Origin of the sequence: Bradyrhizobium sp. KB893862 SZCCT0404 (genome assembly GCF_018130885.1) — a bacterium.
Classification (GTDB): Bacteria; Pseudomonadota; Alphaproteobacteria; order Rhizobiales; family Xanthobacteraceae; genus Bradyrhizobium; species Bradyrhizobium stylosanthis.
In genome coordinates this window covers 26,400-50,111 of sequence record NZ_JAFCLT010000020.1, presented here as the reverse complement: position 1 = coordinate 50,111, position 23,712 = coordinate 26,400, and the positions used below count along the sequence as shown (strand labels likewise).

Below are 23,712 nucleotides of genomic sequence, written 5' to 3'. Positions count from 1 at the left end.
GACGAGCAGGCCTTACTTCGCCCACTCGCCCTTGCGGAACACCGGGACCTTGCTGCCGTCGGCCAGGATGCCGTCGATGTCGGTCTCGGCCGAGCCGATCATCCAGTCGATATGGATCAGGCTCTGGTTGCCGCCTTGCGCGGCGATCTGCTGCGGCGTGAGCTGCGCGCCGTTGACGAAGCACTTCGAATAGCACTGGCCGAGCGCGATGTGCGAAGCGGCGTTCTCGTCGAACAGCGTGTTGTAGAACAACAATCCACTCTGCGAGATCGGCGAGGAATGCGGCACCAGCGCCACTTCGCCGAGCCGGCGGGCGCCTTCGTCGGTGTCGAGCACCTTGTTCAGCACTTCCGCGCCGCGCGAAGCCTTGGCGTCGACGATCTTGCCGTCCTCGAAGCGCACCGCGATGTTGTCGATCAGCGTGCCCTGGTAGGACAGCGGCTTCGAGCTGACGACGTGGCCGTAGACGCGCCGGCAATGCGGCGTGGTGAAGACCTCTTCGGTCGGGATGTTGGCGTTGCAGCTGATGCCGTTCTTGGCGGACGAGGCGCCGCCTTCCCATTCATGTCCGTCGGCAAGCCCGATGGTGAGGTCGACACCCGGTCCGTTGTACTGCAGCGCGCGGAAGCGCTGGCCGTTGAGCCAGTTGGTGCGCTCGCGCAGCACCGCATTGTGGCTCGCCCAATTGCCGATGGCGTCCTCGCGGTCGACGCGGGACGCAGCGAAGATCGCATCCGCCAGCTTGCCGATCGCAACGTCTTCGGGATCGTTGGGGAACACCTGCTTGGCCCAGGACGGGCTCGGATAGGCGATGATGTTCCAGTTGGTGTCGAAATTGACGATCTTTTCCAGCGCCGGCTGATAGGCCATCGAATTGGCCTTGCTGGCGCGCGCGACCTTGGACGGATCCTCGCCCGACAGCAGCATCGGATTGTCGCCGACGATGGCGAGCCGCGCGGTGTTCTCGGAGAACGCCTTGGCCATGCCCTCATAGAGCCAGTTGGCGGCGCGATCGAAGCTGTTGTCGTGACCGTGGCGGTAGCGCGCCAGCGTCATCTCCTCATCCGACAGGATCGGCGTCACGATGCCGGCGCCGGCCTTGTAGGCATGCACCGCGATCCGCCTCACCAGCGGCAGCGCGATCGCCGGTGCCGTCAGGAGCAGATCCTGTCCCGGCCGCAGGCCCAGGCCCACCTTCACCGCCACCTCGGCCAGCCGGTCGAGTTTCACGGGATCGATGGGCGTGGCGGTGATGCGTTGATCGGTCATGCCGGGTCCTCTGCCGAAAGTCTCTCGTTCAATCTAAGTCTAGCATCGCGAGACACAAGTATGCGAGCGCCTTGGGACACATGAAAGATACGCAGTTTCACGCATCTTGGTTTTCAACGCGTTGAGGATTTCAGCACCCGGTCGACCATGGCCGGCGCAAGGCCGAGGTAATTTTTCGGTGAGGTGAGCGCCTCGATTGTGGCACGGTCGATGCGACTCGATATCCGGGAATCTGCGGACAGCGCGTCGGCAAGGCTCGACCCGGTCTCGTTGGCCTTTCGGCAGGCGTCATAGACCACGTCATGCGCCTCCTGCCGCCCGAGTTGCGGTGCGAGGCCCATCATGACCGCTTCCGCCACGATCAGGCCGCGGCTGACGGCGAGATTGTCGTTCATCTTCGCCTCGTCCACGATGAGGCCCGCCAGCGCGAACTTCGCCTGATGCAGCGCGCCGGCGCTCAGCACGAAGCTTTCCGGGATCGCCATCCATTCGGCGTGCCACGGGCCGGTGGCGCGCTCGAAATCCTGCACCATGGCGTCCAGCATCAGGCCGGCGTGCTGGCGCACCGCCTTCGACGCGGCCAGCATCAGTTCCGACGAGATGGGGTTGCGCTTCTGCGGCATGGTCGAGGAGGCGCCGCGTCCCTTGACGAAGGGCTCGTACACCTCGGCGAATTCGGTCGAGGCCATGATCATGATGTCGAGCGCGATCTTGCCGAGCGAGCCGGTGACGAGTGCGAGGAAGTTCACGGCCTCGGCAAAGCCGTCGCGCGCGACGTGCCAGGTCGAGGCGGGAACGCCGAGCTTCAGCTCCGCGCAGAGCGCCTCCTGCACCTCGAAGCCCCTGGTGCCGAGCGAGGCCAGCGTGCCGGCCGCGCCCGCGAACTGGCCGACCAGCACGCGCGGCTTCAATTGCGCCAGGCGCTCGGCATGGCGGTCGAACATCGCGAGCCAGATCGCGGTCTTGTAGCCGAAGGTGATCGGCAGCGCCTGCTGCAGGTGGGTGCGGCCCGCCATCGGCGTGTCGCGATAGCGCTGCGAGAGGCCGGCGAGGATCGTGCGCAACTCGGCGATGTCGCGTTCGACGATCTCGAGCGCGGCGCGCAATTGCAGCACCACGGCGGTGTCCATGATGTCCTGCGTGGTCGCGCCCCAATGCACGTAGCGGCCGGCCTCGCCGCACTGCTTCACCATCTGGTGAACCAGGGGAAGGATCGGGTAGCCGACGATGTCGGTCTCCTGCCTGAGCAGGTCGAAGTCGAGCGCGGCGACATCGGTGCGCGCCGCGATCTGATCGGCCGCGTCCTGCGGGATCACGCCGCAGACGGCCTCTGCCTTCGCCAGCGCCACCTCGACCTCGGCATAGCGGGCGACCAGCGCGACGTCGGAAAACACCTCGCGCATTTCAGGCGTGCCGAACGCATCGCGGAACAGCATGGAGTCGAGCACGGTGGTCGAGGCGTGAAATGCGGGCATGGCGTTTCTTCGTGGCTGTTGTTTTCTATGCGGCTAGCTTACGCAGGCCACGATGTTCGGCAATGGACATTCGCAGTTCGTCACATGTTCGGTGCATGCGATCATTCGTAGCCCGCATGAGCGCAGCGATATGCTGGAGCGGCCCCGGATGTCGCTTCGCTCATCCGGGCTACAAGGCGCCGCGCCGGGCATCGTCATCCTGTCAAAACTTTAATTCAGCACACTTGCCGGGTTGCACTATCACTTGTCTGCGGCGGCTCTCTCGCCGCATGACGAGGAGACCACAATGTTGAAATCGTTTCGCTTCGTTGCTGGAGCTTGTCTGCTTGCGAGCCTGCCTGCGGCAACCCTGACCGCGGCATCGGCGGCGCCGATCGGGCAACCGCTGGCGATGACGCATGCGGACCAGGGCCAGGTCGAGCAGGTGCGCTGGTATGGCCGCCGAGGCTACGGGTGGGGTGGCGGTGCGTTCATCGGCGGCCTCGCGGCGGGTGCGATCATCGGCGGCGCGGTGGCGGCGCCTTATTATTATGGCGCGCCCTACTCTTATGGACCGGGCTATCCGCCGCCGCCCGAGGCGTATGGTCCGCCGCCGGATGGCGACGTGCAGTACTGCATGCAGCGCTACAAATCCTACAATCCGAACACCGGGACCTATCTCGGCAACGACGGCAGACGCCATTCCTGCCCGTGACGACTTCAGTCACGTTGTCTTGTAGCCCGGATGAGCGAAGCGACATCCGGGGCAAGACGGCGACCGGTCCCGGATATCGCTTCGCTCATCCGGGCTACAATGTCTCCAGTTGCGGGCCGGTTGGCCCGCGACAATCTGACCAGAACTGCCACATTCTCATTGAGGTTGTATTCCTCTTCGAAAACCGCATGGCTGCATCACGCGATCGTGGTGAACCGCCTCGACCGTTCGGAGGACTCACAGACTTCAAGTCGAAATCCATTTTGATTTCATGATTGCCTGATGTCGCTTGTGAGGTCCGAGTTTCCGACGTGCAGTTTCTGTTCCGGGATCACCTTCTCGACACCGACCGGCGCGAGCTGAGCCGCGAGCAGGTTCCTATTTCCGTGGAACCGCAGGTTTTCGATCTCGTCGTCCATCTCATGGAAAATCGCGACCGGGTGGTCAGCAAGGACGAGCTGATCGACAAGATCTGGCACGGGCGCAGCGTCTCCGAATCCACCCTGACCAGCCGCATCAACGCCGCCCGCAAGGCGATCGGCGACAATGGCGCGAGCCAGGCGCTGATCCGCACCATCGCCCGCAAGGGATTTCGCTTCGTCGGCGACGTCCAGACCAAGCTCGGCGCGGTCGCGCCGGAAATCGGCCGTTTCGTCCAGGCGCCGCAGGCTACGATCGCGCCGCAGGCTGTGGTCGCCCCGCAGGCCATGCTCGCCCTGCCCGACCGCCCCGCCATCGCCGTGCTGCCCTTCACTAACATGAGCGGCGATCGCGAGCAGGATTATTTCTCCGACGGCATCAGCGAGGACATCATCACCGCGCTGTCGAAGCTGCGCTGGTTCTTCGTCGTCGCGCGCAATTCCTCTTTCATCTACAAGGGCCGCGCCGTGCACATGCACGAGGTCGCGCGCGAGCTCGGCGTGCGCTACGTGGTCGAGGGCAGCGTGCGGCGGAGCGGCGACCGCCTGCGCATCTCGGCCCAGCTCAACGACGTCTCGACCGGCAGCCATCTCTGGGCGGAGCGCTACGACCGCGAGCTCGCCGACATCTTCGCCGTGCAGGACGAGATCACCGAGGCGATCGTCGCCGCGATCGAGCCGCAGCTCTATGCCGCCGAGAGCTTTCGCGCCCAGCAGAAGCCGCCGGGGAGCCTGGACGCCTGGGATCTCGTGATGCGCGCGCTGTCGCATTACTGGCGCATCACGCGCGAGGACAACGCCGCCGCGCAAGCGCTGCTCGACAAGGCGACCACGATCGACCCCGCCTATGGCAAGGCGCTGGGGCTGCTCGCAACCAGCCATATCTTCGGGGCGCATATGGGCTGGGCCGACATGGCCGCGACCGTGCCGGTCGCCGAACGCGCGGCACTTGCGGCGGTGGCGGCCGATCGCGAGGACGCCTTCGCCCATCACGGCCTCGCCTATACCTACCTGTTCCGCCGTCGCTTCGTCGATGCGCTGGCGGAGTTCGAACTGGCGCTTCAGCTCAACCCGAACTTCGCGATGGCGCACGCCTTTTACGGCGTGACGCTGTGCTACGCCGGGCGATGGCAGGACGGCTCAGCCGCCGCGCGGCGCGCGCTGCGGCTGAGCCCGCGCGATCCGCTCGCGGCGATCTATTGCGGCGTCATCGCCTACGCCCAGTTCATCGGCGGCAATTACGAGGAATGCATCCACATGGCGCGGGAATCGATGCGGCAGCGCGCCGATTTCGTCGGCGCCCATCGCGTGCTGACGGCTGCCGCCGGCATGTCGGGGGATCAGGAACTCGCGGCCTCCGCATTGGACGGCCTGCGCCGCACCCAGCCCGGCATCTCGCTGGCCTGGATCACGCGCGAGCTGCCGATGCTGCGGGAAGAGGATCGCGCGCATTATCTGGAAGGATTTCGGCGCGCGGGAATGCGGTAGGGACCCTTCCTCGGCCCGCATGGCAATCGCACGTGATCTGAGAGACAGACGCAATAGCTTTTCAGGTCGTCATGGCCGGGCACAGCCGTCCAAAGGACGGCGTCGCTTCCGCTCGCCTATGTCCCGGCCATCCACGCCTCGATTTGCAGCACAAAGAACGTGGATGCCCGGGACAAGCCCGGGCATGACGACGTCTTGTGAATGCTCGCGCGCTTTTTCAGCGGCGAACGACGAAGAATCACTCCTGCATCATCTCGCCGCTGCCGCCGAACTCGGCCGGAAAATCCTTCAGCTTGGGCAGGCCGTCGCGCATCGGCAGCACGGTCTCGGCGTAGTTGACGTGGACGCCGGGCGTGAAGGCGAGCGTGGGGATGGTCGCGGTGAAGACGTCGATCAGGTCGAGCGGCGGGTGATTGGTCATGAGATGGCCGCCGCACTTCCTGCAGTATTTCCGCTGGCTGAGCGGCGTCTTGGCGAAGGTCTCGACATGCTGCGCGCCCTCGGTGATGCGCACCGCTTCAGGCTTCCACAGGCTGAAGGCGTTCACCGGCCCGCCGGACCAGGACCGGCAGGAACGGCAATGGCAATAGCCCATCGCCTCCGGCGCGCCCGTGACCTCGACCGTGACAGCGCCACAGAAGCAGTTTCCGACATGTTTCATTGGTCGTCTCCGTTGATGAAGGGGGTTCCTCTCCCCGCTCCTGTTCACACGAAATTCGGTGAAAACGGAGGCAGGGAGAGGCGTCGGGGTGAGGGGGATCACCCCGGGGACGTTGAGGGGACGCACGGCTGCGAGGCTCGAGTTACAAGGCTTGCGTTACCCGGCGCCGCGTCGTCCTGCGTCCTCCTTTCGGGGGACGCGGCGGAACGACGCTGCAGCTATACTGATCGGCGCCAGGGAATAAGCATCGACACCCGTTGTTTGTACTGCCGGTAATCGTCGCCGAAGAGATCGACGAGGTCGCGCTCCTCCAGTGCGATGCCGACAAAGATGTAGAGCGTGGTCACGGCCGCAAACAGCAGATGTCCCACCGTCATGACCGGCGCCGCCCAGAACGCGACGATGAAGCCGAGATAGATCGGATGACGCACGAACTTGTAGAGCAGCGGCGTCTTGAAGCGCGGCGGCGACGCTTCCTTGCCGACGAGGTGATTGGTCACCTGATTCAAGCCGAACAACTCGAAATGGTTGATGATGAAGGTCGAGGTGAACACCAGCACCCAGCCCGCGAAGGACAGCGTGACCAGCGTCACGGCAAAGTCCGGGTTCTCGACCTCCCATACGACCGCCGGCAGCGGACGCCATTGCCAGAACAGGAGCAGCAATGAGAGGCTCGCGAACAACACATAGGTCGAGCGCTCGACCGGCCTGGGGACGTACTGCGTCCACCACGCCTTGAATTGCTGGCGCGCCATCACACTGTGTTGAACCGCGAACAGCGACATCAGCAGCAGATTGATGACGAGTGCGCGAACGACGGGCGCTTCGGCCCCGGTGTCGATGGTCTTCGGCACCATCAGCCCCATCACGAAGCCGATAGCGTAGAGAATGGTGACGAAAAAGACGAGATATGCCGCAATTCCGTACAGAAAGGCGATGAACTTGAAAATGCGAGAGCCCGCAACCTCCGGGCCGATGGAATGAACCTGGTGATCAATTTGGGTCATAGAACGCTCCGTTGTGCCGAGGCATCGGCACTGTTTGGTCTTCTCACCATGCCGGATCGGACGGCCCCAGACTTTTGCGGACGGTTGATTTTCGCCTGAGACGACTTTGATTTTTGCTTGAGACGACAGAAACGTGCGATTTTCCTTTGAAAACAACGTCCTCGACGCCAACTTGCGCGAACTGACCTGCGCCGGAGTAGCCGTGCCGTTGCAGCCGCAGGTGTTCGATCTCCTGCTTTACCTCGTCGCGCAACGCGCCCGTGTGGTCAGCAAGGATGACCTGATCAGCCAGATCTGGAGCGACCGCATCGTCTCGGATTCCGCCCTGAACAGCCGGATCAACGCCGCGCGCAAGGCGCTCGGCGACGACGGCGCGACCCAGCGGCTGATCAAGACGATCCCGCGCAAGGGCTTCCGCTTCGTCGCCGACGTCCGGGAAGAGACGGCAGCCGCGCCTGTTCCCGCCGAGCCCGCCACGGCGCGGCCGCGCGCCGCAGCGGACCGGCCGGCGATCGCGGTGCTCGCCTTCGAGAACATGAGCGGCGATCCCGCGCAGGACTATTTCGGCGACGGCATCAGCGAGGACATCCTCACCGCGTTGTCGCGACAGCGCTGGTTCATGGTGATCGCCCGCAACTCGTCCTTCACCTACAAGGGCCGGCCGGTCCATATCAGGCAGATCGCCGAGGAGCTCGGCGTCCGCTACATCGTCGAAGGCAGCGTGCGCAAGGCGGACAACCGCGTGCGGATCACGGCGCAGCTCAACGACGCCACCACGGGCAGCCATCTCTGGGCCGAGCGTTACGACCGCGATCTCGTCGACGTCTTCGCCGTGCAGGACGAGATCACCAACGCGATCGCCGCAGCGATCGAGCCGCAGATCCACGCCGCGGAAAATTTCCGCAGCCATCGCAAGCCGCCCGCGAGCCTCGATGCCTGGGATCTGCTGATGCGCGCGCTGTCGCATTACTGGCGCGTGACCCGGCAGGACCACGAGATCGCGAAGGCGCTGCTCGAGCGCGCGATCGCGATCGATCCGAATTACGGCCAGGCGCTGTCCGTGCTGGCCGTGAACCACATGTTCGGCGTCCATCTCGGCTGGACCGAGCTTGCCGCCGCCGCTCCGGCCGCGGAAGCCGCCGCGCTCGCCGCGGTGCGCTGCGACCATGAGGATGCCTGGGCGCATGCCGCGCTCGGCAGCGTCTACTTCTCGACCCGCAGGCTTGCGGACGCGTTGTCCGAGTTCGAGCAGGCGCTGGCGCTCAATCCGAACTTCTCGCTGGCGCAAGGCTATTGCGCGCTGGTGCTGTCCTATGCCGGGCGGCCGAAGGAATCGTTTGCGGCGGCGCAGAGGGCGATCCGGCTCTCGCCGCGCGATCCGTCGCTGGGAATCTATTACGGCATCGCAGGCTATGCGCGCTTCACCGAGCGGCAATATGACGAGGCCATCGCACTCGCCCGCGAGGCGATCCGCCATCGCGGCGACCTCACGGGCGCCTACCGCGTTCTCGCCGTCTCGGCCGGCATGACCGGCGACGGCGCGCTTGCGGAGATGGCGCTCGGCGAGCTCCGCCGCACCCAGCCGGGTATCTCGCTGCACTGGATCGCAACGCAGCTGCCCTGGGCCAGCGACGCCGATCGCGAGCACTATCTGGAGGGATTCCGGCGCGCCGGATTGCGGTGAGGCGCGCGCTCAACAGCCGCACGGCGCAGATGGACGATGACGTCGAGCCGCGCGATCTCGTGGCCGGGGAGTGCCTCGGGCATCCTGTTGAAGGTCAGCCCGTCGGCGACGTCCACCAGCATGTCCTCGCCTTCGAGATAGAAGTGCGGGTGCACCGACGTGTCGGTGTCGAAGAACGACTTGATGCCGTCGGCCGCGATCCGGCGCAGCAGGCCGGCTTCCGTGAACTGGTTCAGCGTGTTGTAGACGGTCGCGAGGGACAGATAGTTGTTCGCCGCCATCGCCTCCTCGTAGAGGATTTCCGCGGTGACATGACGGTGGCCGCGCAGGAACAGCAGCCGGCCAAGCGCCAGGCGCTGGCGGGTGGGCCGCAGGCCCGCATCGACGAGCAATTGCAGGCATTGCTGCATCCCCTCGTCCACCTCCGGTCCGGCGACATCAGGTCCACCGTCGTTGCCGGCAGGAATAGCCGTGGCGTGCATGTCCATCGATCGTCTCACGTCTGCAGGAACCGGGACGCGCAACACGCGATCCCAGTTGCTATTGGATCGCAGAAGCGGCGGGCTGGCTTTGATCCGGATCAAATTTGGCGCCACCCCGCCTCTGACCTATCGCAAGGCGGACCGGTTTATTCCCGGCCAGACTGCGCCGGCATCGATGAGGCTCACATGTCCAGGCCCGTTCCCGACAAGGCAGAGGTTGCGCTCGAATACCCCGACAAGTTCTATGTCGGCACCTTCGAGCATTCATCGCGCTTCGAGGCGCGGCTCGACGGCAGCGGCGTTGCGCTCGTGCTGCAGCATCCGGGCGCAGCCGACGAACGCAAGTCGGTGCATCTGCACATCAACTTCGGACTGCTGGCCGGCATCCTCAGGGAGCTCGCCGGCAGTGTGGCCGCACTGCCCAAGGACGATATCGCCCATCGCGAGCAGCTCGCGGACGCGCTCGACGAATTGCGACGGGCGCTGCGGGCCGCCTGACGGCTACTTCCCTTTCACTGGGATCGGCTTCGGGGCCGGCACTGCCGCCCACTCCTTGTCGGCGCGCGGACCGTTGAGATCGCCGGTCAGGCCGACGAGCTGGCCGGGCAGCACGTCGAGCGTCTGCTGCCAGGTCTGGGTCTGGCACAGGAATTTGATGAGGCAGCCCTTCAGCTTCAGGCGATCGCCGGATTCGCGCCACAGCGACACCGAGTAGAACTTACCGTCCTCGGCATTGTAGATGTCGCCGGCAAACCGGCCCTCGGGCGTGGCCTGCAGGCCCATGATGAGCTGGTGGCCAAGCAGCGTGCGGGCGCGCTTGTCCGCATCAGGGTTTTCCTTGTCGCGATAGGGCTGGCCGCGCTTGTCGGCCGGCTCCTTCATCCAGACGATGAAGCCGCAGATGCGGTCGCGCGACGGGCCGCAGCGCTCGAGCCGGATGCGGGCGCGACCGTCCTCGACGAGCCACGTGCCGCTTGGATCGGGCGGCGCGGCGGCGCCGGCGCGGCCACCGATGATCATCATCGCCACGGTGATCGCGACGCGCAGCACGAAGCGAAGGAGAAGGTTCATCTGCATGCCTTTCGTTGAGGGGGCGCGTCAGTTCAGTTGCGCCATCAGCGCATCGGCGCCCTTGTCGAGGCCGGCGGTGGCGGCCGCGAGCGCGCCGGCCGTGGCCTTGATGTCGTAGGCGCCGGGGTATTGCTTGGTGACGTAGGCCGAGACCAGACGTGAGGTCGAAGCATCGAAGATCTCGACGCCGTAGATGACCGAGCCGGTCATCATCCCCTCGCCGCCGCGCGCCGCCTGCACACCGTTGTAGACCGCACCGGCCATGTCGAAGCGGGACAGCGTGCCGAGCACCGGCGTGTTGGTGACCGCGCCGGTCAGCGTCAAACGGATGCGCAGCGTGTTCGGCGCGCGCTCGCGCACCAGGGCGAAGCGGCTGCGCAGCCGATCAGCGAAACAGTTCTGCATGTAGGCGGCGAGCGTCGCCTTGTCCTTGTCGGACATGTCGCCGAACTGGTGATCCCTGCCGCGATAGACCACGACGGGATCGAGGATCACTTTATTATAGGAGCGCCAATCGATCGGCGTGGAGTAGCGGTAGGGCACGCGGCCGGAGGCGTCCGACTTGTCCGGGGCCATGTAGGCCGAGGACGCCATCTCCGAATAGGGCACCGGCGCCACCGTCGCGCAGCCGGCCGAGGCCAGGCAAAGCGCCAGCGCTCCCAGACCGCGCAGGGCGATCGAGCGATCCATTCCAGACTCCTCTTGCGGCTTACCGGCTGCGCCAATCTTCGGGATGCGGTGACGACCGCAGCCGCGGTTGGGACCAGACGCGGCTGCGGCGCTCACCAGTGCCGGCCCGAGGCATCGTCCGGGGCCTTTTCGGATGCCAGTGGGCCGCCTCAGTGTTTCCGCTTATAAAACCGACTGGGCGGTTTGTAAAGTTCAAAATTCAGGGGTTGGCACATTTGGCCGCAGGCGCGGTTTTGGGCAGTTAACGGGAGGACTGTTGACGATGCATCAGGCGCGCTTGCGCGGGCCCGCGGCCTTCGTCGCCGATGGCACGGAGGATTTGGCGGCACGCTTTCCGGCCGGCTGTTCGAGGCCGCTCCACTGTCCATCGTCGAGCAGGCGCGCGAACAGCCGCTGGTGCTCTTCCTTGCCGAGCGGCGACATGCCGAACAACGCGCTCAGCAGCAGCCCCATCGCTCCGGCCCAGCGCAGCATGGCAAGATCGGGATCGGCGGCCTCCTCCCTGATCGCCGCCATCCGCTCCATCTCGCGCTCGCGCGGCAACGCCATCAGGCGGGGATTCTCCACCATGGCCGCAACCAGCGCCAGCGCGGCGGAATTCGGCGAGGTCGCCGCTTCCCTGATGGTCGCGAGCTGCGTCGCCAGATTGGGACTCGCGGAGGATTCGCTCACCTTCGCCATGTAGCGGGTCGAGAATTCCTCGAAATGCGCCATCTGCCGCTCGAGCAAGGCCTTCAGCACCGCTTCCTTGGTGCGGAACTGATGCATCACCCCGCCCTTGCTGAGGCCGCTCTCGCGCGCGATCGCATCGAGCGTCAGCCGGCCCGGCCCATCGCGCGCAATGATGGCGATGGCCGCTTCGAGCGCAGCGTTGCGGGACCGTTCGGAGCGCGTGGCATTGTCCATGGCGGACTTGTCTCCCGTCACACGGGAATGAATCAAGTGAAAACAAGACGCGCTGTACATTTTTTGTGCGAACACTGTCGAGACTTTCATCTTGCGGCGCCGAACGAGACTATGTGAGCCTCGAAAGCGGATGGGGACTGGGATGGGCCGGCCGTAGCTTTGCGCGCCATGACGTGCGAAGCGCTTTCGGCTGGTCACGCTTGAGAAAGATACGACATGCCGAAAAGAGTGTTGCTTGGTCTCCTGCTGGCTTGCGGGCTCGCGGCCCCGGCTCTTGAACCGGCTCTTGCGCAAGAGCCGAAAACGGGGGGCGTGATCAACGCGGTGATCCAGCCCGAGCCGCCCGGCCTGATGCTCGCAATGATCCAGAACGGTCCGACCCAGATGGTGTCGGGCAACATCTTCGAGGGCCTGTTGCGCTACAGCCCCAAGCTCGAGCCGCTTCCCGAGCTCGCCGAGAGCTGGAGCGTCAGCGAGGACGCCAAGACCTACACCTTCAAGCTCAGGAAGGGCGTCACCTGGCATGACGGCAAGCCCTTCACCGCCGCGGACGTGCTGTTCTCGATGGAGATGCTGAAGCAGACCCACGCCCGCGCCCGCACCAACCTGGCACAGGTCGACAAGGTCGAGGCGCCGGACGATACCACGGTGGTGTTCACGCTGAAGCAGCCGTTCGGCCCGTTCCTCGGAATCTTCGAGGTCGGCTCGATGCCGATCGTGCCGAAGCATCTCTACGAAGGCACCGACTGGAAGACCAACCCCTACAACAACGCGCCCGTGGGCACCGGCCCCTTCATGTTCAAGGAATGGCAGAAGGGCTCTTTCATCCGCCTGGTCAAGAACCCGAACTATTACGAGAAGGGCAAGCCCTATATCGACGAGATCTACTGGCAGATCATCCCCGACGCCGCCGCGCGCTCGGTGGCGTATGAGACCGGCAAGGTCGACGTGCTGCCCGGCGGCTCGGTCGAGAATTTCGACGTGCCGCGTCTGTCGAAGCTGAAGGACACCTGCGTCACCGGCGCCGGCTGGGAGTTCTTCTCGCCGCTGTCCTGGCTGTGGCTGAACAACCGCCAGGGTCCGCTCGCCGACAAGCGCGTGCGCCAGGCGGTCATGTACGCGATCGACCGCGATTTCGCCAAGGACGTGATCTGGAACGGGCTCGGCAAGGTTGCGACCGGCCCGTCCGCCTCGACCATCAAGTACTACACCGACGACGTGAAGAAGTATCCGTACGATCCGGCCAAGGCCAAGGCACTGCTGAAGGAAGCCGGCTACAAGGGCGAGAAGATCCGCCTGCTGCCGCTCGCCTATGGCGAGACCTGGCAGCGCTGGGGTGAAGCGGTGAAGCAGAACCTTCAGGACGTCGGCATGAACATCGAGACCATCGCCACCGACGTTGCCGGCGGCAACCAGAAGATCGGCGACTGGGATTACGACATCGCGTTCACCTATCTCTACCAGTATGGCGATCCCGCGCTCGGCGTCGGCCGCAACTACATCTCCAGCAACATCGCCAAGGGCCAGGTGTTCAACAATGTCGAGGGTTACTCCAACCCCGAGATCGACAAGCTCTTTGCCGACGGCGCGGTTGCCACCCCGGACTCCAAGCGCAAGGAGATCTACGAGAAGGCGCAGAAGATCCTGGTCGAGGACGTGCCGGTGGCCTGGATGCTCGAGCTGCAATTCCCGACCATCACGCGCTGCAAGGTCAAGAACCTGATCACCACGGGGATCGGGGTCAATGACGGCTTCAAGGACGCATGGCTCGACAAGTGATGGCACCTCGTGCCTGACATCTCCTGCCACGGCTTTCGCCGATTGATTGCTGCTCAGGCCAAGGAGAAGGTGCACCTCTCCCGCTTGCGGGGGAGGTCGACGCGCGCCGGGCGATGCGAAGCATCGTCCCAAGCGCGGCGGGTGGGGGCTCTCTCCATTCGGGCACCTTCTCTGCGGAGATACCCCCTCCCCTGCCCTCCCCCGCAAGCGGGAGAGGGAGTGCACCGCGCTCGCGGTGACATGCACCTCAACCTCACCACGTTATAGATATGCTCTCCTTCGTCGCACAGCGTGTCCTCAAGGGCGTGATCGTCCTGCTCGCGATCGTCGTCCTCAACTTCTTCCTGATCCGGCTTGCGCCCGGCGATCCCGCGGTGGTGATGGCCGGCGAAGCCGGCGCCAGCGATCCGGTTTTCGTCAAGCAGCTCCGCGAAAAGTTCGGCCTCGACAAGCCGCTGCCGGAGCAGCTCCTCATCTACGTCAAGGGCGTCGCCTCCCTCGACCTCGGCTTCTCGTTCCGCCAGCAGGCGCCGGTCGCGAAGCTGATCGGCGAGCGGCTGCCGGCGACATTGCTGCTGACGCTGACGGCGTTCGCAATCTCGCTGATGCTCGGCGTTCTCTTCGGCACATTTGCCGCGCGCTTTGCCGGGACGTTCCTCGACACGGCCATCACCATATTCGCGCTGATCTTCTACGCCATGCCGATCTTCTGGGTGGCGCTGATGGGCATCCTGCTGTTCTCGGTCACCATGGATTGGCTGCCGAGCTTCGGTTACGAGACGGTCGGCGCCAACCTCACCGGCTTCGCCCATGCGGTCGACGTCGCAAAGCACCTGATCATGCCGGCGATGACGCTCGGCCTGTTCTTCATGGCGACCTACACCCGCATGACCCGCGCCTCGATGCTGGAGGTGAAACGGCTCGACTTCGTCAAGACCGCGCGCGCCAAGGGCCTGAGCGACGCCGTGATCCAGCGCCGCCACGTGCTGCGCAACGCACTGCTGCCGGTCGTGACGCTAGCCGGCGTGCATTCCGGCACGCTGATCGGCGGCGCCGTCATCACCGAGACCGTGTTCGCCTGGCCCGGCATCGGGCGGCTGATGTACGACGCCCTGCTGCAGCGCGATTACAATCTGCTGCTCGGCGTGTTCGTGATCTGCTCCGCCATGGTGCTGATCTTCAACCTCATCACCGACCTCGTCTACCGCCTGGTCGACCCGCGCATCGAATTCGCCTCATGAAACAGTTCTGGAAATCGATGCTGCGCAGCCCGAGCGGTGTCATCGGGCTCATCATTCTGGTCCTCGCGATCTCCATCGCGGTGTTCGGACCGATGCTGTTCCCGAACTCGCCCTGGCGCATGGTGCAGCGGCCGTTCCTGCCGCCCTTCACGCTTTCGACCGTGCCGCTCGGCACCGACGCGCTCGGCCGCGACGTGTTCGCCGGCATGATCTTCGGCGCCCGCGTGTCGCTGCTCGTCGGCCTCGTCTCCACGCTGGTCGCGCTGCTCGTGGGTGTGCCCATCGGCGCCATGGCCGGCTATTTCGGCGGCAAGACCGACGACGCCCTGATGCGCTTCACCGAATTCTTCCAGACCATTCCGAGCTTCGCGCTCGCGATCGTGCTGGTCGCGATCCTGCAGCCCTCGATCTATTCGATCGTCGCCTCGATCGCGGTGGTGAGCTGGCCGCCGGTCGCCCGCCTCGTGCGCGGCGAGGTGCTGTCGCTGCGCACGCGCGAATATGTCCAGGCGGCAATCGTCACCGGCCAGAGCAACACCTGGATCATCCTGCGCGAGATCCTGCCCAACGCGCTGTCGCCGGTGATCGTGCTGGCCTCGCTGATGGTGGCAACCGCCATCCTGCTGGAATCCTCGCTGGCCTTCCTCGGGCTCGGCGACCCCAATCTGATCTCCTGGGGCTACATGGTCGGCGCCGGCCGCACCGTGATCCGGCAGGCCTGGTGGATCACCGTGTTTCCCGGCGTCGCGATCCTGATCTCGGTGCTCGGCCTCAACCTGATCGGCGAAGGCCTCAACGACGCGCTCAATCCGCGCCTGTCGCGGGAGGGCCGCTGATGATGACCGCACCGCCCGCCGTCTCCATCAAGAACCTCAGGATCGCGCTGCCGAAGGGCGCCGAACGCCCCTTCGCGGTCGACGGCGTCTCGCTCGACCTGCGGCCCGGCAAGATCGTCTGCGTCGTCGGCGAATCCGGCTCCGGCAAGTCGATGTGCGCGCATGCGCTGATGGGCCTGTTGCCGGACACGGTCTCGGTCACCTCGGGCGAGATCCAGTTCGAAGGCCGCGACCTGCTCAAGCTCGACGACGACGGCTGGCGCGATCTGCGCGGCCGCCGCCTCGCGATGATCTTCCAGGAGCCGATGACCGCGCTCAATCCCTTGATGCGCATCGGCGACCAGATGGCGGAGATGTTCGAGGCGCACGGCCTGCTGACGCCGAAGGAGCGGCGCGCCAAGGCGCTGTCGCTGGCGCGCGAGGTCGGCCTGCCCGATCCCGAGCGCATCGTGCGTGCCTATCCGCACCAGCTCTCCGGCGGCCAGCGCCAGCGCGCGATGATCGCGATGGCGCTTGCGCTCGAACCGGCCGTGCTGGTCGCGGACGAGCCGACCACCGCGCTCGACGTCACCACGCAGGCGCAGATCCTGAAGCTGATCCGCAACCTCCAGCGCAACCGCAACATGGCTGTGATGTTCATCACCCACGATTTCGGCGTGGTCGCCGACATCGCCGACCAGGTCGTGGTGCTCCGCCACGGCAAGGTCGTGGAGGAAGGCCCCGCCGCAACCGTCTTCAACGATCCCCAGCACGACTACACCAAGGCGCTGCTCGCGGCCGTGCCGTCGATGGACCCGCCCGCCCGCGCCCCGCTCGACGACCAGGCCAGGGCCGTCGAGGTGATCGGGCTGGACAAGACCTATGTCACCTCGGGCGGCTGGTTCCGCGAGGACCGCCGCGTCGATGCCGCGCGCGCCGTCAACTTCAACATCCTCAAGGGCGAGACGCTCGGCCTCGTCGGCGAATCCGGCTCCGGCAAATCGTCGGTGGCGCGCCTGGTGATGCGGCTGATCGAGGCCGACCGCGGCACGGTGCGGATCGGCGAAACCGACCTGACCTCGCTCTCGGGCAAGGCGCTGCGCACCGAGCGGCATCGCATCCAGATGATCTTCCAGGATCCGTTCGCCTCGCTCAATCCGCGGCGCAAGATCGGCCACATCATCGCCGACGGCCCGATCGCGGCCGGCACCGATCCCAAGGTCGCGTTCGATCGCGCCCGCGATCTGCTCAAGATGGTGGGCCTCGATGCAGGCGCGCTCGAACGCTATCCGCACGAATTCTCCGGCGGCCAGCGCCAGCGCATCGGCATCGCCCGCGCGCTCGCGCTCGAACCCGAGATCATCGTCGCGGACGAAGCCGTCTCCGCGCTCGACGTCTCCGTGCAGGCGCAAGTCTTGAGGTTGCTCGAAGACCTCAAGGCGCGTCTCGACCTGTCGATGCTGTTCATCACCCACGACTTACGCGTCGCGGCGCAAATCTGCGACCGCATCGCGGTGATGCAGCGCGGCGCCATCGTCGAGCTGAAGCCGACGGCGCAGCTCTTCGCCGCACCCGAGCATGCCTATACGCGCGAATTGCTGGCTGCCGTGCCGGGGCAGAAGGAGCGCGCGCCGGCAGCCTGAGGCGGCCGGTCGCGGTTGCTACTTGGGCGGGTTAGTGTTGTTCCAAGTGGGGACTGAGTTGGTCACGCCGACGGAGGGCTGAGTGGACGTTCCGACCGACGGCGCTGTCACCGTCCCGACGGTCTGCCCGGAGCTTCCAATCGTGCCTTGCTGTACTGGTGCTCCCGGGGTGCTGTGCGTGCTGATTTGTGCGCCCGTCGCCGAGCTTTGCGCGCTTGCGGCGAATGGCGCGGCTGCAAATCCGATGGCGATGAGAGCGGCAATGGAACGTCTCGTTCTTGTCGTGACTTGATTCATGGCTTGATCCTTTCGGGTGCGGTCCCTCAGTCGCATCAGCCGCGGACTCGTCGACCGCTTGTGCACTGGGTCGATTTACAACTCCACGCCCTTCAAAAGGTGCCGCAACGCGCTGCCGCTACCGGGCGCGATGCACTCAAATTGCCGCGACGAATGAATCCGCCTCATGCGTGAATTGGTTGCGATGGTCCCAGGACGCGAGGAGTGTCCCGGAGCGACATGAGATCGGCGCCCGGTATTCCGTTCCGCTAGGAACAGAACAGTCACGGGCTTTTTATCCCTTGTGACCGCCCGCACCGCTGAAAAGCAGCAGCCGGCACCCCACCTTCGTTTGGAATGATTTCCATCATGTGATGATGGATCGAGCGATCTATTGGAGGCCGACATGGGCCAGGTTATTCAGTTTGTCTCAAAGTCCGAGCGCGAGCGCATACGCCTCATCCAGGAGGCGCGCGCGATCTATGACAGCATCTTTCCGCCGAACGATGCCGCAGGCGAGCAGTCGAGCGGAGCCAATGGGCGCCAGAGCGAGAGGGGCAGCCCCGCATGATCAAGATCATCGCCGTGCTTTGCAGTCTCGCTTCCCCGAGCAATTGTCACGAGCAGCTCGTGACAAGCTCCGACTTTGCACAGATCTCGGTGCAATCCTGCCTGATGGGCGCGCCGCAGCTCGCCGAATGGATGAACCAGCATCCGGCCGAACGCCTTGCCGCATGGCGTTGCGTGATCGGTCAGCAGGCCGGCCGCGGCATCTGACGCGGTGAAACGGCGGGCCTTGCCCGCCGGAGCTCCTCCACCGACAAACCGCGCGAGCCCGCAGCAGCTCGCGCAAGACAGTGACGGCGCTCCATTGCCGGAGTAACCTTCCCCGCAGCCATTGGCAGCAAGGGGGAGCCGGATGGAAGTCGCGAGCCTCGTTCTTCCCGTATTCGCGATCATCGTCACCGGCTGGCTGGCCGGCGAGCTCGGCTATCTCTCGCGTTCGCTGGCCGACGCGCTGGTGCATTTCGCCTACAACGTGGCGATGCCGGCGCTGCTGATCGTCACGATCGCCCAGGAGCCGGCGCGCAATCTGCTGGAATGGCGCTTCCTGCTCGCCTTCGGCGGCGGCTCCCTCATCTGCTTCGCACTCGTGTTCCTGGCCGTCCGCGCCGGTGGAAAGCACGATCTCGCCAGCAGCACGATCCGTGGCATGGCGGCGGCGATGACCAACACCGGCTTCGTGGCGCTGCCGATCCTTCACGCGATCTACGGCCAGCCTGCAGTCCTGCCGGCGGCGGTGGCGACGGTGTTCGTGGCCGCCGTGATGTTTCCGATCACGGTCATCCTGCTGGAAAGGGACGCGGGCGGATCATCGGCGCAGTCCGCGGGCCTCGCGAAGCAGATCCTGCTCAACCCGATGGTGCTTGCGACCCTCATAGGCCTCGTCTGGGCGATCACGGGCCTGCCGATTCCCGCGCCGGTCGCGGCCTATCTCAACATGATCGCTGCGGCGCTCACGCCATGCGCGCTGTTCGCCATCGGGCTCGGCCTGTCCGTCGACGGCCTTCGATCCAACCTCACGGCATCGTTCGCGCTCGCCGCGGTGAAACTGGTGGTCATGCCGCTGATCGTCTACGGGCTTTGCGTAATCACCGGCCTCAATCCGCTCTACACCGTCGCTGCGGTGATCTGCGCGGCCGTGCCGACGGCGAAGACGGTGTACGTGCTGGCGCACGAGCACAAGGTCGAGGAGAAACTGGTCGCGGCCACGGTTTCGGTCACGACAATGCTGTCGGTCGCAACATTGCTGGTCGCGCTGTACCTGCTCTCCGGTCTGGCGCCCGGCACGCGCTGATCCGCAACTGCGCGCTCATCGCGTGGTGTTGCTCCAGGTGGGAACCGAATTGGTCACGCCGACCGACGGCCAATTATACGTTCCGATCGACGGCGCCGTCACCGTGCCGACCGTCTGGCCGGACGAGCCATAAGCGGCCGTGCCCCGCGCGGCCGACGCCCCGACACCGCTATAGGCCGGGCTCGTCACACTCGTGCTGTAATAGTGTCTGGTTACGCGGGCCTTCTTCGCCTCGGCCGCGAACGGCGTGGCCAACAGACCGACAGTGACGAATGCGGCAATGGCGAGCTTCATGCTTGTCATGACTGATTTCTCCTCGCTGGGATGCCCCTTCAACCATGTGATCATTCGTGGGACGATTTCCATTGGCCTCTCGTTCATAACTCCGTGCACGCGGGAAGGTGCCGCAGCCCGGCGCGCGGCCTTCGGATGGACCCGAATCAGCGCTAGTGCATTGCCTCTGACGCTTTTCTGGACGCGAGTGACATGACCGGCCCTGAACTGAAGCAGCTTCGCAACGACCTTTCCGACGTCATCGCGCGCAAGCTGACGGCCGCCGACATGGCGAAACTCTGCGGCCTGCCGGAGAAGGGCGGGGCCGACATCGTCCGGCGCTGGGAAGTGAGCGGCCCGACGCCGTCGGCAACCAAGGTGCTGCGCGTGCTCGCGATGGCCAGCGAGCGCTATCCGATCCTCGAGAAGTTCGACATCTTCGATCGCCACGACGTGCGCGAGGAAGACCGGCCGGCCAAGCGCGCGGCGTTCCGCGCGCAGATGCGTGACGAGGTGTTGCGGCGCCTTGGTTAACGAGATGCGCGCGCAGGTTACTCACAACGCGCCGGATTAAGCCTTCCTTCACCACTTCTTAAGCCGCCATTAAGCACGAAAATCATTTGCAGCCCAACAAGTTAGGTTGGCTGTCGCTGTGCCACGGATGTGACAGCATTTTCGTCAAAAGCAAGCTATCTGCAAAACCAACGACGGCGCGGAAAGCGCGCCAGCCGGGGACCTTACGTGTTGGAGTTCAAGACCATGAAGAAGATTCTGTTTGCGACCGCGGCGCTGCTGGCGGCGGGCGCTGCCGCGCCGGCCCTCGGTGCCGATCTCAACCGCGGCTACTACAAGTCGCCGGCGCCGGCCTATGCCGCGCCGATCTACAACTGGACCGGCTTCTACATCGGCGGCCATGTCGGCGGCGCCTTCTCGAGCGACAACAATTTCAGCGGCCTCTCCACCGGCAACAACGGCAACGGCCGTTTCGTCGGCGGCGTGCAGGTCGGCGCGGACTGGCAGTTCAACCCGAACTTCGTCGTCGGCGTCGAAGGCCAGTATTCCTGGCTCTCCGGCAGCGTCGGCGCGGTGTTTCCGGGCGGCGTCGCCTACACCAATGACCAGCGTGGCCTCGGCTCGATCACCGGTCGCGTCGGCTACACCTGGGGCCCCGGCCTCGTCTACGTGAAGGGCGGCTACGCCTATTCGGACAACAACGAGAAGGTGACCGTCGCCGGCGTGCCGACCGGCTTCATCATCGATGGCGATCACCGCAACGGCTACACTGTCGGCGCCGGCATCGAATACATGTTCGCCCCGAACTGGTCGGCCAAGGCCGAGTACCAGTACTACAATTTCGGCGACGCGCACTTCGTCGCGGGCCCGCTGGCGGGCACCGGCAACTTCACGACCGACGACCACACGGTCAAGGCGGGCCTGAACTACCGCTTCAACTGGGCCGCGCCGGTCGCCGCGCGCTACTGATCGGTTAGCAAAACCTTATCGCGACGAAGGGCCGGCGATCTCGCCGGCCCTTTCTTTTTCGCTCTGCGGAACCAACGCAAGCGATTGCAGCAATTGCGATTTTTTAACCGGCCCTGTCGATACTGCCCGTCACAAAACAGAAGCAAGAGCGTGGGGGAATTTCGATGGCGATCCGTCTGGGCGTTGGCCGTTTGCTTGGCCGATTCAAGCCTCCCTTCAAGATGCCGAATTGGGGCGTGCGCGGCAGCCTGTTTACAGCCTTCGGCGTGGTCGCCGGCATGGGCCTCGTGATCGCAGCCGGCGCCGGCCTCGCGCTGCAGAATCTCGGCGGACGCATGACCGAATTGAGCGGACAGGACATCCCGCGCCTCTCCGCCAGCCTGCAATTGTCGGCCCTGAGCGCGAGCCTTGCAGCGCAGGGACCGGCCCTGCTTGCGGCTCAAAGCGAGGAAGCGCTGAACGAGCGCACCAAGAAGCTCAAGGAGCTGCAGGAGCAGACGCAGCAGAAGCTCAACGAGATCATCGCGCTCGGCGGCGACAAGACCGTCGTCGCCGGACTCGGCGAGACCATGAAGAGCATCAACGAGGCGGCCCAGAGTCTGACCAAGGCCGCGCGCGAACGGCTGGACCTCGCCGCCCTTCACGAGAAGCAATATGACGCGCTGCGCAGCGCCCAGGGTGCCTTTGTCGGCGCGGCCAGTCCGGCGATGCTGGAGGCGCAGACGCGGATGAACGCCATTCTCGGCTCGGCGATCCTGTCGGCCGACGATGCCAACGACGTCGCGCAGACGGTCGGCCAGCTCGGCAACGTCGTCGCCAGCGGCAATCTCGCGGCCGCCGACATGAGCGCGGCGCTGTCGGCGAGCACGAGCGACAAGCTCGACGACATCCAGAAGGAATTCAAGACGGCACAGGGTCGCCTGCGGTCGAACCTCGACCTGTTGCCGGACAATGAGGGCAACAAGGCGCTGCGCGCGACCGCGGAAAAGCTGCTCGCGCTCGGCACCGGCAAGACCGGCGTGTTCAATCTTCGTGAGAAGGAGCTCGACTCCATCGACTACGGCCAGACCATCCTGGACGAGACGCGCAAGCTCAATGTCGGCCTCGGCATCAGCGTGCAGCAGCTCGTCGACGGCGTGCAGAAGGAGACCAACAGCTCGACCTCCCAGGCGCAGCAGGAGACCTCGCTCGCCACGACGGTCATGCTGGCGCTGGGCGCACTGATGCTGGTCGGCTCGGGCCTGTTCGTCTGGCTCTATGTCGGCCGCAACATCCTGCGCCGCATCCGCGAGCTTCAGCGTGCCATGCAGCTGCTCTCGGCCGGCGACCTCGACACCGAGATCGTCCGCTCCCGGCAGAACGACGAGATCGGCGCGATGAAGGAAACGCTGACGGTGTTCCGCGACAGCATGATCGAGGCCCGCACGCTCGCCAGCGAGCAGGACAAGGATCGCGCCGTCAAGGCCGAGCGCGCCGCGCACATGGAGGCGAAGATCGCGGAATTCGAGGGTACGGTGCGCACCGCGCTCGACAATCTCGCGCAGTCCGCCAACTCGATGCAGTCGACCGCGCAGAGCATGTCGAGCACCGCCGACCAGTCCAATGCGCTGGTGAACGCGGTCGCCTCCGCCGCGGAGGAGACCTCGGTCAACGTGCAGACCGTGTCGTCGGGCACCGAGCAGCTGTCGTCCTCGATCGAGGAGATCAGCAAGCAGGTGGTCACCTCGGCCGCGATCGCCAAGAAGGCGGTGGACGAGGCCGGCGCCACCGACGCCACGGTGCAGAGCCTCGCCGACAGCGCGAGCCGCATCAGCGTCGTCGTCGACCTGATCCAGACCATCGCCTCGCAGACCAATCTGCTCGCGCTCAACGCCACCATCGAGGCGGCGCGCGCGGGCGAGGCCGGCCGCGGCTTTGCGGTGGTCGCCTCCGAGGTGAAGAGCCTTGCGAGCCAGACCGCGAAAGCGACCGAGGAGATCCGCACCCAGATCGCCAGCATGCAGCAGGTCACGACCTCTGCGGTCGGCGCGATCCAGGGCATTGGCCGGATCATCGGCGAGATCAACGACGTCACCACCACGATCGCCGCCGCGGTCGAGGAACAGGGCGCGGCCACCCGCGAGATCGCCCGCAACATCCAGCATGCGGCCGGCGGCACCAGCGAGGTCTCCAGCAACATCGTCGGCGTCTCCACGGCGTCTGCCGAGGCCGGCGCGGCGGCGAACGAAGTGCTGGGCGCCTCCGACGCGCTCCGCCGCGAGGCCGACTTGCTGCGCGGCGAGATCGACTCGTTCCTCAACAACATGCGGGCGGCGTAAGACGCCGGCCAGGCGGGGACTCGACTCCCTCTCCCGCTTGCGGGGGAGGGGTGGGGTGGCTCCGCGACGGGACCGTTCGCGGTTCATTCGTAAAATCCCCGTGGGGAGAGAACCCCCACCCGGCGCTACGCGCCGACCTCCCCCGCAAGCGGGAGAGGTGACCGAGTTCGGAGCACGATCG

24 protein-coding genes are annotated in these 23,712 nt (G+C 65.4%); 14 read left to right on the top strand and 10 right to left on the bottom strand.

Translation table 11 applies throughout. From position 1 onward, the window contains the following. Positions 1-12: 12 nt before the first annotated feature. Complete coding sequence (locus JQ617_RS39325; protein ID WP_063686605.1) at positions 13-1,269, bottom strand: aminopeptidase; 1,257 nt, start codon at positions 1,267-1,269, stop codon at positions 13-15. Positions 1,270-1,382: 113 nt separating this feature from the next. Continuing rightward, on the bottom strand, positions 1,383-2,744 hold the full coding sequence (locus JQ617_RS39320; protein WP_212031036.1) for a class-II fumarase/aspartase family protein: 1,362 nt from the start codon (positions 2,742-2,744) through the stop codon (positions 1,383-1,385). A 286-nt stretch (positions 2,745-3,030) separates the two neighbouring features. Here JQ617_RS39320 and JQ617_RS39315 point away from each other — a divergent pair, with 286 nt between their 5' ends. Both JQ617_RS39315 and JQ617_RS39310 read left to right on the top strand, forming a co-directional pair. After that, positions 3,031-3,438, top strand: a complete 408-nt coding sequence (locus tag JQ617_RS39315) for a BA14K family protein (RefSeq protein WP_212031035.1) — start codon at positions 3,031-3,033, stop codon at positions 3,436-3,438. 311 nt (positions 3,439-3,749) lie between these two features. Then, the gene (locus JQ617_RS39310) at positions 3,750-5,345 is read left to right on the top strand and encodes a winged helix-turn-helix domain-containing protein (RefSeq protein WP_212031034.1); all 1,596 of its coding nucleotides are present in this window, start codon (positions 3,750-3,752) and stop codon (positions 5,343-5,345) included. A 238-nt stretch (positions 5,346-5,583) separates the two neighbouring features. On the opposite strand, the gene JQ617_RS39305 is transcribed toward JQ617_RS39310, so the two are convergent. Both JQ617_RS39305 and mddA read right to left on the bottom strand, forming a co-directional pair. Continuing rightward, positions 5,584-6,006 (bottom strand): GFA family protein, encoded by a 423-nt coding sequence (locus tag JQ617_RS39305; protein WP_063686595.1) that lies wholly within the window; start codon positions 6,004-6,006, stop codon positions 5,584-5,586. A gap of 218 nt (positions 6,007-6,224) precedes the next feature. Next, positions 6,225-7,013: a methanethiol S-methyltransferase gene (gene mddA / locus JQ617_RS39300; protein ID WP_212031033.1), complete on the bottom strand. Its 789-nt coding sequence runs from the start codon at positions 7,011-7,013 to the stop codon at positions 6,225-6,227. 133 nt (positions 7,014-7,146) lie between these two features. Between mddA and JQ617_RS39295 the strand changes: the two genes are divergently transcribed. Then, positions 7,147-8,697 carry a winged helix-turn-helix domain-containing protein gene (locus tag JQ617_RS39295; protein WP_212031032.1) on the top strand — a complete coding sequence of 517 codons (1,551 nt, stop codon included), beginning with the start codon at positions 7,147-7,149 and terminating at the stop codon, positions 8,695-8,697. On the opposite strand, the gene irr is transcribed toward JQ617_RS39295, so the two are convergent. Continuing rightward, on the bottom strand, positions 8,661-9,185 hold the full coding sequence (irr, locus tag JQ617_RS39290) for a Fur family transcriptional regulator Irr (RefSeq protein ID WP_283842111.1): 525 nt from the start codon (positions 9,183-9,185) through the stop codon (positions 8,661-8,663). The two genes, JQ617_RS39295 and irr, sit on opposite strands and share 37 nt — an antisense overlap. Positions 9,186-9,365: 180 nt before the next feature. On the opposite strand from irr, the gene JQ617_RS39285 reads away from it, so the two are divergent. After that, positions 9,366-9,677, top strand: coding sequence for a hypothetical protein (locus tag JQ617_RS39285; protein ID WP_212031031.1), 312 nt, complete (start codon positions 9,366-9,368; stop codon positions 9,675-9,677). A gap of 3 nt (positions 9,678-9,680) precedes the next feature. Here the strand turns inward: JQ617_RS39285 and JQ617_RS39280 are convergent, their stop codons facing one another. From JQ617_RS39280 to JQ617_RS39270, 3 genes are all read right to left on the bottom strand, one after another. Next, the gene (locus tag JQ617_RS39280) at positions 9,681-10,250 is read right to left on the bottom strand and encodes a DUF2147 domain-containing protein (RefSeq protein ID WP_212031030.1); all 570 of its coding nucleotides are present in this window, start codon (positions 10,248-10,250) and stop codon (positions 9,681-9,683) included. Between the two features lie 27 nt (positions 10,251-10,277). Then, a complete protein-coding gene (locus JQ617_RS39275) occupies positions 10,278-10,940 on the bottom strand; it encodes a DUF3313 domain-containing protein (protein ID WP_212031029.1) in 663 nt (220 codons plus the stop codon). Between the two features lie 267 nt (positions 10,941-11,207). Next, entirely contained in the window at positions 11,208-11,846 is a 639-nt protein-coding gene (locus JQ617_RS39270; protein WP_063686583.1) for a TetR/AcrR family transcriptional regulator, read from the bottom strand. 216 nt (positions 11,847-12,062) lie between these two features. Here JQ617_RS39270 and JQ617_RS39265 point away from each other — a divergent pair, with 216 nt between their 5' ends. From JQ617_RS39265 to JQ617_RS39250, 4 genes are all read left to right on the top strand, one after another. After that, on the top strand, positions 12,063-13,625 hold the full coding sequence (locus tag JQ617_RS39265; protein ID WP_212031028.1) for an ABC transporter substrate-binding protein: 1,563 nt from the start codon (positions 12,063-12,065) through the stop codon (positions 13,623-13,625). Between the two features lie 269 nt (positions 13,626-13,894). Continuing rightward, positions 13,895-14,866, top strand: coding sequence for an ABC transporter permease (locus tag JQ617_RS39260; RefSeq protein WP_212031027.1), 972 nt, complete (start codon positions 13,895-13,897; stop codon positions 14,864-14,866). Continuing rightward, on the top strand, positions 14,863-15,702 hold the full coding sequence (locus JQ617_RS39255) for an ABC transporter permease (RefSeq protein WP_212031026.1): 840 nt from the start codon (positions 14,863-14,865) through the stop codon (positions 15,700-15,702). Before JQ617_RS39260 ends, JQ617_RS39255 begins: the two co-directional genes overlap by 4 nt. Before the next feature lie 2 nt (positions 15,703-15,704). Further along, the gene (locus JQ617_RS39250) at positions 15,705-17,324 is read left to right on the top strand and encodes an ABC transporter ATP-binding protein (protein ID WP_212031062.1); all 1,620 of its coding nucleotides are present in this window, start codon (positions 15,705-15,707) and stop codon (positions 17,322-17,324) included. Positions 17,325-17,342: 18 nt separating this feature from the next. Here the strand turns inward: JQ617_RS39250 and JQ617_RS40490 are convergent, their stop codons facing one another. Continuing rightward, the gene (locus JQ617_RS40490) at positions 17,343-17,621 is read right to left on the bottom strand and encodes a hypothetical protein (RefSeq protein WP_249157868.1); all 279 of its coding nucleotides are present in this window, start codon (positions 17,619-17,621) and stop codon (positions 17,343-17,345) included. 385 nt (positions 17,622-18,006) lie between these two features. On the opposite strand from JQ617_RS40490, the gene JQ617_RS39245 reads away from it, so the two are divergent. From JQ617_RS39245 to JQ617_RS39235, 3 genes are all read left to right on the top strand, one after another. Continuing rightward, on the top strand, positions 18,007-18,171 hold the full coding sequence (locus tag JQ617_RS39245) for a hypothetical protein (protein WP_212031025.1): 165 nt from the start codon (positions 18,007-18,009) through the stop codon (positions 18,169-18,171). Next, entirely contained in the window at positions 18,168-18,377 is a 210-nt protein-coding gene (locus JQ617_RS39240; protein WP_063686575.1) for a hypothetical protein, read from the top strand. The genes JQ617_RS39245 and JQ617_RS39240 overlap by 4 nt, the downstream gene beginning before the upstream one ends. Before the next feature lie 142 nt (positions 18,378-18,519). Next, positions 18,520-19,458 carry an AEC family transporter gene (locus JQ617_RS39235; protein ID WP_212031024.1) on the top strand — a complete coding sequence of 313 codons (939 nt, stop codon included), beginning with the start codon at positions 18,520-18,522 and terminating at the stop codon, positions 19,456-19,458. A 15-nt stretch (positions 19,459-19,473) separates the two neighbouring features. Here JQ617_RS39235 and JQ617_RS39230 read toward each other — a convergent pair whose 3' ends face one another. Continuing rightward, positions 19,474-19,761 carry a hypothetical protein gene (locus tag JQ617_RS39230; RefSeq protein ID WP_212031023.1) on the bottom strand — a complete coding sequence of 96 codons (288 nt, stop codon included), beginning with the start codon at positions 19,759-19,761 and terminating at the stop codon, positions 19,474-19,476. Positions 19,762-19,944: 183 nt separating this feature from the next. On the opposite strand from JQ617_RS39230, the gene JQ617_RS39225 reads away from it, so the two are divergent. The 3 genes from JQ617_RS39225 to JQ617_RS39215 all read left to right on the top strand — a co-directional run bounded on the left by JQ617_RS39225 (position 19,945) and on the right by JQ617_RS39215 (position 23,531). Next, entirely contained in the window at positions 19,945-20,265 is a 321-nt protein-coding gene (locus JQ617_RS39225; protein ID WP_063686571.1) for a hypothetical protein, read from the top strand. Between the two features lie 225 nt (positions 20,266-20,490). After that, positions 20,491-21,213 (top strand): outer membrane protein, encoded by a 723-nt coding sequence (locus JQ617_RS39220; protein WP_212031022.1) that lies wholly within the window; start codon positions 20,491-20,493, stop codon positions 21,211-21,213. Positions 21,214-21,377: 164 nt separating this feature from the next. Beyond that, positions 21,378-23,531: a methyl-accepting chemotaxis protein gene (locus JQ617_RS39215; protein WP_212031021.1), complete on the top strand. Its 2,154-nt coding sequence runs from the start codon at positions 21,378-21,380 to the stop codon at positions 23,529-23,531. Positions 23,532-23,712 lie beyond the last annotated feature (181 nt).

Bases quoted from the DNA above. Each gene is read 5' to 3' on its own strand.
- JQ617_RS39325 (WP_063686605.1), bottom strand. From the start codon at position 1,269: ATGACCGATCAACGCATCACCGCCACGCCCATCGATCCCGTGAAACTC.
- JQ617_RS39320 (WP_212031036.1), bottom strand. From the start codon at position 2,744: ATGCCCGCATTTCACGCCTCGACCACCGTGCTCGACTCCATGCTGTTC.
- JQ617_RS39315 (WP_212031035.1), top strand. From the start codon at position 3,031: ATGTTGAAATCGTTTCGCTTCGTTGCTGGAGCTTGTCTGCTTGCGAGC.
- JQ617_RS39305 (WP_063686595.1), bottom strand. From the start codon at position 6,006: ATGAAACATGTCGGAAACTGCTTCTGTGGCGCTGTCACGGTCGAGGTC.
- mddA (WP_212031033.1), bottom strand. From the start codon at position 7,013: ATGACCCAAATTGATCACCAGGTTCATTCCATCGGCCCGGAGGTTGCG.
- irr (WP_283842111.1), bottom strand. From the start codon at position 9,185: ATGGACATGCACGCCACGGCTATTCCTGCCGGCAACGACGGTGGACCT.
- JQ617_RS39285 (WP_212031031.1), top strand. From the start codon at position 9,366: ATGTCCAGGCCCGTTCCCGACAAGGCAGAGGTTGCGCTCGAATACCCC.
- JQ617_RS39280 (WP_212031030.1), bottom strand. From the start codon at position 10,250: ATGAACCTTCTCCTTCGCTTCGTGCTGCGCGTCGCGATCACCGTGGCG.
- JQ617_RS39275 (WP_212031029.1), bottom strand. From the start codon at position 10,940: ATGGATCGCTCGATCGCCCTGCGCGGTCTGGGAGCGCTGGCGCTTTGC.
- JQ617_RS39270 (WP_063686583.1), bottom strand. From the start codon at position 11,846: ATGGACAATGCCACGCGCTCCGAACGGTCCCGCAACGCTGCGCTCGAA.
- JQ617_RS39265 (WP_212031028.1), top strand. From the start codon at position 12,063: ATGCCGAAAAGAGTGTTGCTTGGTCTCCTGCTGGCTTGCGGGCTCGCG.
- JQ617_RS39260 (WP_212031027.1), top strand. From the start codon at position 13,895: ATGCTCTCCTTCGTCGCACAGCGTGTCCTCAAGGGCGTGATCGTCCTG.
- JQ617_RS39255 (WP_212031026.1), top strand. From the start codon at position 14,863: ATGAAACAGTTCTGGAAATCGATGCTGCGCAGCCCGAGCGGTGTCATC.
- JQ617_RS39250 (WP_212031062.1), top strand. From the start codon at position 15,705: ATGACCGCACCGCCCGCCGTCTCCATCAAGAACCTCAGGATCGCGCTG.
- JQ617_RS40490 (WP_249157868.1), bottom strand. From the start codon at position 17,621: ATGAATCAAGTCACGACAAGAACGAGACGTTCCATTGCCGCTCTCATC.
- JQ617_RS39245 (WP_212031025.1), top strand. From the start codon at position 18,007: ATGGGCCAGGTTATTCAGTTTGTCTCAAAGTCCGAGCGCGAGCGCATA.
- JQ617_RS39240 (WP_063686575.1), top strand. From the start codon at position 18,168: ATGATCAAGATCATCGCCGTGCTTTGCAGTCTCGCTTCCCCGAGCAAT.
- JQ617_RS39235 (WP_212031024.1), top strand. From the start codon at position 18,520: ATGGAAGTCGCGAGCCTCGTTCTTCCCGTATTCGCGATCATCGTCACC.
- JQ617_RS39230 (WP_212031023.1), bottom strand. From the start codon at position 19,761: ATGACAAGCATGAAGCTCGCCATTGCCGCATTCGTCACTGTCGGTCTG.
- JQ617_RS39225 (WP_063686571.1), top strand. From the start codon at position 19,945: ATGACCGGCCCTGAACTGAAGCAGCTTCGCAACGACCTTTCCGACGTC.
- JQ617_RS39220 (WP_212031022.1), top strand. From the start codon at position 20,491: ATGAAGAAGATTCTGTTTGCGACCGCGGCGCTGCTGGCGGCGGGCGCT.
- JQ617_RS39215 (WP_212031021.1), top strand. From the start codon at position 21,378: ATGGCGATCCGTCTGGGCGTTGGCCGTTTGCTTGGCCGATTCAAGCCT.